The 6,723-nt window shown below is 53.5% G+C and carries 6 protein-coding genes and 1 tRNA gene; all 7 read right to left on the bottom strand.

From position 1 onward, the window contains the following. The coding region (locus P1U71_RS13670) for an LON peptidase substrate-binding domain-containing protein (RefSeq protein WP_301106171.1) at positions 1 to 711 on the bottom strand (711 nt) is incomplete at its 3' end. Between the two features lie 108 nt (positions 712 to 819). Further along, entirely contained in the window at positions 820 to 2,082 is a 1,263-nt protein-coding gene (clpX, locus tag P1U71_RS13665; protein WP_301106170.1) for an ATP-dependent Clp protease ATP-binding subunit ClpX, read from the bottom strand. A 207-nt stretch (positions 2,083 to 2,289) separates the two neighbouring features. After that, positions 2,290 to 2,937: an ATP-dependent Clp endopeptidase proteolytic subunit ClpP gene (gene clpP, locus P1U71_RS13660; RefSeq protein WP_301106169.1), complete on the bottom strand. Its 648-nt coding sequence runs from the start codon at positions 2,935 to 2,937 to the stop codon at positions 2,290 to 2,292. 90 nt (positions 2,938 to 3,027) lie between these two features. Beyond that, positions 3,028 to 4,467, bottom strand: a complete 1,440-nt coding sequence (gene tig / locus P1U71_RS13655) for a trigger factor (protein ID WP_301106168.1) — start codon at positions 4,465 to 4,467, stop codon at positions 3,028 to 3,030. A 93-nt stretch (positions 4,468 to 4,560) separates the two neighbouring features. Further along, positions 4,561 to 4,645: transfer RNA gene (locus tag P1U71_RS13650), tRNA-Leu, on the bottom strand. A 254-nt stretch (positions 4,646 to 4,899) separates the two neighbouring features. Beyond that, entirely contained in the window at positions 4,900 to 5,136 is a 237-nt protein-coding gene (locus tag P1U71_RS13645) for a hypothetical protein (protein ID WP_301106167.1), read from the bottom strand. A 102-nt stretch (positions 5,137 to 5,238) separates the two neighbouring features. Further along, entirely contained in the window at positions 5,239 to 6,720 is a 1,482-nt protein-coding gene (locus P1U71_RS13640) for an NAD(P)H-hydrate dehydratase (RefSeq protein ID WP_301106166.1), read from the bottom strand. Positions 6,721 to 6,723: the final 3 nt, after the last annotated feature.

Raw genomic sequence — 6,723 nt, 5'->3', positions numbered from 1 at the left:
CTGGATCGCCTTCATCTGCTCATTGAGATAATATTCGCGCTGGGTCTTCTCCATCTGGCGCTTGACCCGGCTGCGGATTTTCTTCTCAACCTGAAGCACGCCGATTTCATCTTCCATCAGCGCGTAGACACGTTCCAACCGCTCAGTCGCGCTCTCGATTTCCAAGAGCTCCTGCTTCTCTGAGATTTTGAGCGCCATATGCGAGGCCATTGTATCAGCAAGCTTAGACGGCTCATCGATCTGATTGAGCGAGACAAGTACTTCCGGCGGAATCTTGCGGTTGAGCTTCACATACTGCTCAAACTGCGAAATGACGGAACGCGCAAGCGCTTCCAGCTCCGGTGTCTCCGCATCTTTTTCTTCCAGAATTTCAGCATGGGCCTGGAAAAAATCAGGATTGGTCAGAAACTCGTCGATCCGAGCCCGCTCGCCGCCCTCGACCAGCACTTTTACAGTGCCGTCGGGAAGTTTCAGCAGTTGCAGAACCGAGGCGATCGTGCCAACGCGATGAATATCTTCCTCGCCGGGATCATCCTGGCTCGCATTTTTCTGCGCCACCAGCAGGATCTGCTTGTCATCCTTCATCACGTCTTCAAGTGCCCGCACGGACTTGTCACGTCCGACGAACAGCGGAACGATCATATGCGGAAATACGACAATATCGCGAAGCGGAAGAACCGGAAATATTTGCGTACGAGGTGTATCAATCATCATGTTGCCTTTTGGGACGGGCATTCAGACATGCCACAGCAGCCGGAAAAATATGCTGGCCCTACGAATTAAAAACAGCGAGAAAGGAATTCTTCCCACATTACCGGGCTATGCGCTACTCGTTGCGTCCTGCCGGTCAGCATATATATGGAGAGGCTGAGTTCCGCCGTCAACCACCTCCGCATTAATAACGATTTCCTCCACTCCTTCGAGTGAGGGAAGATCATACATTGAATCCAGAAGGATATTCTCCATGATCGACCGAAGGCCACGGGCACCGGTTTTACGGACAATCGCCTTCTTGGCGATCGACGACAGTGCATCTTCGGTAAAGGTCAAGTTGACATTCTCCATATCGAACAGGCGCTGATACTGCTTGACCAGAGCGTTCTTCGGTGACGTCAGAATTTCGATCAGGGCTTCCTCATCAAGATTTTCAAGCGTTGCAACAACCGGCAGACGGCCAACGAATTCCGGGATCAGGCCGAATTTCAGCAGATCTTCCGGTTCCACATCCTTCAACGTCTCACCAACATTGCGATCTTCTTCGGCCTCGACAGAGGCACCAAAACCGATGGACGTATCTTTCCCGCGCGAGCCGATAATCTTATCGAGGCCGGCAAAGGCGCCGCCGCAGATAAACAGGATATTCGTCGTATCGACCTGAAGGAATTCCTGCTGTGGATGCTTGCGCCCACCCTGCGGCGGAACGGAGGCCACAGTGCCTTCCATAATCTTCAGAAGCGCCTGCTGCACACCCTCACCGGAAACGTCCCGGGTGATGGACGGGTTGTCGGATTTACGGCTGATCTTGTCGACCTCGTCAATATAGACAATGCCGCGCTGCGCCCGCTCTACATTATAGTCGGCAGACTGCAGCAGCTTGAGAATGATATTCTCCACATCTTCACCGACATAACCGGCTTCGGTCAAGGTGGTGGCATCCGCCATAGTGAAGGGGACATCAAGAATGCGGGCCAATGTCTGGGCGAGCAGTGTCTTACCGCAACCCGTCGGGCCGATCAGCAGAATGTTGGATTTTGCCAGTTCCACATCGTCCGATTTAGCGCTGTGATGAAGCCGCTTGTAATGGTTATGGACGGCAACGGACAAAACGCGTTTCGCATGGAACTGGCCGATCACGTAATCATCGAGAACGTTACAGATTTCCATCGGCGTCGGTACGCCGTCATTCGTCTTTACCAAGGTGCTTTTGTGTTCTTCGCGAATAATATCCATGCACAGCTCAACGCATTCATCGCAAATGAACACTGTCGGTCCCGCGATCAGCTTTCTCACTTCATGCTGGCTCTTGCCGCAGAAGGAGCAGTACAGGGTATTTTTCGAATCTCCACCACTTAATTTGGTCATAAATACTCCAATAGTCCGTTCGACTTTTCATATTAGCCGTCGTCTCTGCGGGCGACAACAAGAATGTTCATCTCGTCGAAATCAATGGCGGCAAACCACTTTAGTTATCTCGAAGATATATAATATGTAAATTTGACTCAACTTTTCGTTAACATGACGCAATTCGCGCTGCCTTACGAAAAATAATAATCTGATTTTGTCGCGGAGTTATTTGGATTTTTTGCCTTCTTCTTCGTCCGCATCCGTCGGACGCTTCAACACGACTTCATCAACCAGGCCAAATTCCTTGGCTTCTTCAGCGGTCATGAAATTGTCCCGCTCCATGGAGGCTTCAATCACATCCAGCGGCTGCCCTGTATGCTCAACATAAATATTGTTAAGCCGCGCCCGTACTTTCAGGATTTCGCGGGCCTGGATTTCGATGTCCGTGGCCTGCCCCTGAGCCCCGCCGGAAGGCTGATGGATCATGATCCGGGCATTGGGCAGGCAGTATCTCTTGCCTTTTGCACCCGCCGCCAGCAGGAAAGATCCCATGGAGGCTGCCTGACCGATGCAGACCGTCGCGATGTCCGGCTTGATATATTGCATCGTGTCATAGATCGCGAGGCCCGAGGTCACCACACCACCCGGTGAGTTGATGTACATGTAAATGGGCTTTTTCGGGTTCTCAGCTTCCAGAAACAGAAGCTGCGCCGTGATCAACCCGGCCATGCCGTCCTGAACCTGTCCGGTAACGAAAATAATCCGTTCTTTCAACAGGCGGGAGAAGATGTCGTATGACCGCTCTCCGCGCGCCGTTTGCTCCACCACCATCGGGACCAGATTATTCATATAGGTGTCGATGACATCAACCATTCTCGAGTTTCCTTAAATTTCGCAGCTGCGCCACGTCATCATATATGTATGACGAACGCAACTGTAAATCCGCATTTCTGCTTTTCCGGATTATTTCTTTTCAGCCGCCTTCTTAGGCGCCGCTTTTTTAGCCACCGGCTTCTTCGGAGCCGCCTTTTTAGGTGCAGCCTTCTTCGCGGTCGGCTTCTTCTTCGGCTTGGCGACTTCTTCCTCGTCCGGGTCCTTCATCAACTCGTCAACGGAGACTTTCTTTTCCGTGATCGTCGCAAGTTCAGAAATAAAGTCGATCACTTTATCCTCAAAGATCGGCGCGCGAAGCTGTGCCTGCATCTCCGGGCGTTTCTGGAACATCTCGAAAATCATCTGTTCCTGACCGGGGTAATTCCGCGCCTGCGCCACCATGGCCTGGTTGACCTCGTCCTGGGAAACCTCGATGTTGTTGATCCGGCCAACTTCCGCGAGCAACAGGCCAAGACGTACACGACGCTCGGCGATATCCGTATATTCAGCGCGCAGTTCCTCTTCGGACTGGTCCTGATCTTCAAGCTTCTTGCCGGACTGCTCCAGCTCCTGCTCGAACTGCTGCCAGATGCTGTCAAACTCACCCTGCATCATGCCGGGCGGTACATCAAAATCATGAGATTCGGCCATCGCGTCCAGCATGCTGCGCTTCAGCAACTGACGGGACATCTGCGCATATTGCTGCGAAATCTGCCCGCGAACCGCCTCTTTCAGGGCATCCAGGTTATCGAGGCCGAGCTTGGTGGCAAACTCGTCGTTAATCTCGACTTCCGCCGCTTCCTGCACCTCGTGAACTTTCACTTCGAACACGGCATTTTTACCCGCAAGATGTTCCGCGCCGTAGTTTTCCGGGAAAGTGACTTTCACATCAAGGTCATCGCCGCCTTTGGCGCCGATCAGCTGTTCTTCAAATCCGGGAATAAAGCTGTTTGAGCCAAGCTCCAGCTGATGCCGTTCGGCAGAGCCGCCTTCAAAGGCCTCCCCGTCAACCTTGCCGAGGAAATCGATCAGGAGTGCATCGCCCTCTTTCGACTTGCGGTTTTTGGAAACGGCAACAAAGTTTTTCTGCTGTCCGGCAATTTCCTTCAGCGCCTCGTCAACTTTCTCGTCCTCGACATCGGCAACCGGTTTTTCCAGATTCAGCTTGGAAAAGTCCATCGGCTTGAAATCGGGCATGATCTCGACTTCGAGGGTGAATTCCAGATCCGTGCCTTCGTCGAAATTGGTGATTTCGATTTTCGGCTGTTGAGCCGGGCGCAGATCGTTATCGTCAAGCGCCTTCTGGCTCATCTCATTGACAGTCTGTTCGAGCACTTCGCCCATGACGGACTTGCCAAAGCGCTGACGCAAGATCGACATCGGCACTTTGCCCGGGCGGAACCCCGGAAGTTTGACTTCCGCACCGACAGTCGTCAGTCTTTCCGTTACTCTCGTATCGATTTCCGCTGCCTCAACAACAACCGTGAAATCCCGCTTTAGTCCGTCAGAGTTAGTCTGTGTAATTTGCATGAACGATCGTCCGTCATCATTTATTTAGCAATAAACGCATCCCGTCCCGTTTCGTGACGAAAAGCGCCAGCCCGAAGGCTTCATTCAGTATGTTGGTGCGGGTGGAGGGAATCGAACCCCCACTTCATAAGAAACTGGTACCTAAAACCAGCGCGTCTACCAATTCCGCCACACCCGCATCATTTTTTCTCACCCGAGGCATCCACAAAAAACGCGGACGCTCCAACCGGGAGCGGCTGTCTATAGCATATGATTTCTGGGATTGACTAGGGGAATTACCGATAAAGCGCGAGAAAAGTAAAAAGAACCGGCCTCGCCGGGATATGTCGGGTATGTCAGGCGCAGATAGAGGCGAAAAGGCAACCAGAACAGGTGCAGACACGGCAGGTCGTTATTTAAAACGAGCCGTCTCAAGCATGCCGGAAAATCAGATTATTGGGCTTCCTGGAAATCCCGCTCAAAAATAGCCAACGCCAGAACATTGGTGCCGGCATGTTCCTGATAGCCAGTGCGAAGAACCGTCTTTTCATAATGAACATGCGGAATACCCTGATCGTCATCTTCAACACGAAGAACTCTTGCCTGTTCTTGCAGGCTCAACATCATGCGGCGGTAAAAGATATCGCCTGAGGCGATCCGGTCCCGTAAACCTTGCTTCTTAAAAAACATAATTTTCACCCAACAGTTTTATCTACTTTTTCTAGTAATCCTCCCTTATTAAGGGCAAATCGTAAAGAAACGGTTGAAATATGCGTCATATTTTACGCATTTTTAGGGTCCGCTTAAAAGTCCGTCCAAAATTTCCGGAATGACACTTTCAATATCCTCGGCAATCAGGCCCGGGCCAAGGCTATCTCCCGCAGCGCCATGTATCCAGGTCGCCGTGGCGGCGGCTGAGAACGCCGTCATCCCGCCCGAGAACAATCCCGTTATCAACCCGCTGAGCACATCCCCTGATCCGGCGGTCGCAAGAAAGGGCGGCGCGTTATGGTTGATCACCGCTTTTCCATCCGGCGTTGCAATAACCGTATCAGCTCCCTTCAGCAGGACAACCGCGCCGGAAAGAGCCGCTGCTGCCCGCGCTCGTTCCAGCTTGGAACCGGCGAGTGAGAAAATCCGCTCGAACTCCGCTTCATGGGGCGTCAATACAACTTCCCCTTCCTCTTTCTCCTGGATCAGATAGAAAAGGGTATCCGGTTCATCCTTGAAGACAGTCAGGGCGTCCGCATCGATCACAACATTTGCCGTACTTTCAAGAGCAAGCCGCGTAAACTCTCGAGTCCGGTCGGTGACACCATTGCCCGGCCCGATCAGCACCGTCCCGATGCGCCGCGACTGCAACCAGTTTTCGAAATCTTCCTCCTCTCCGATCGCGGTGACCATTACGGCCTCCAGCGCCGCCGCATAAATCATCAGCGCAGACGGCGGGCTGACGACTGTGGTCGCACCGGCGCCCGCTCGCAATGCCGCACGCGCCGCCAGCCGCGCCGCGCCGGTTGAGGATATGCCGCCGCCAACAATCGCCGCATGACCGCGGCTGTATTTCTGTATCTCCGGTTTCAGGAGCGGCAGATCATCGCGCCAGAGATCGGGACCGTTCAGATGCGTTGCCGGGTCGATTTCTTCCAGATAGTCGGCGGCAATCCCGATATCGATCACCCTCAAATCACCACAATAGGATCGGCCGGGATAGAGAAAATGTCCGGGCTTCGCGCGAAAGAAAGTCACCGTCATGGCGGCGGGGATAGAGTTTGGATCGACTGCGCCAGTGTCCCCGTTGACGCCGCTCGGCATATCGACGGCGACAACCGGAATAGCCGCTTTCTTCACTTTTGACAGCAGCGCTGCGACACCGTTATCCAGAAAGCGCGAGAACCCGGCGCCAAACACTGCATCAACGACAAGATCCAGACCCTCGAACGGCACCTCATGCAAGGAGAGGATATCGCCATCCCACTTATCCCGCATCACGGCGGCATCACCCATCAGAACCGACGGATCAACAAGAGAGGCGAGGTCAACCTCCCATCCCGCGTCTTGCAAATGCCGGGCGGCGACATAGCCATCACCGCCATTGTTGCCGGGACCGCAAAGGACAAGACATCGCCCTCTCGGCCAATTGCCAAGGATCAGTTCGGCAATCCCCTGCCCTGCCGCCTCCATCAGGGTGGTTCCGGATACGCCCCCTTCCATGGCGAGGCGATCCGCCTGATACATCTCCGCGACACTCAAAAGTTCCGACGGCAGCGACATGAC

Source organism: Sneathiella sp., assembly GCF_029233945.1.
In the GTDB taxonomy this organism is placed as follows: Bacteria; Pseudomonadota; Alphaproteobacteria; order Sneathiellales; family Sneathiellaceae; genus Sneathiella.
This window is presented reverse-complemented; position numbering and strand designations above follow the sequence as displayed.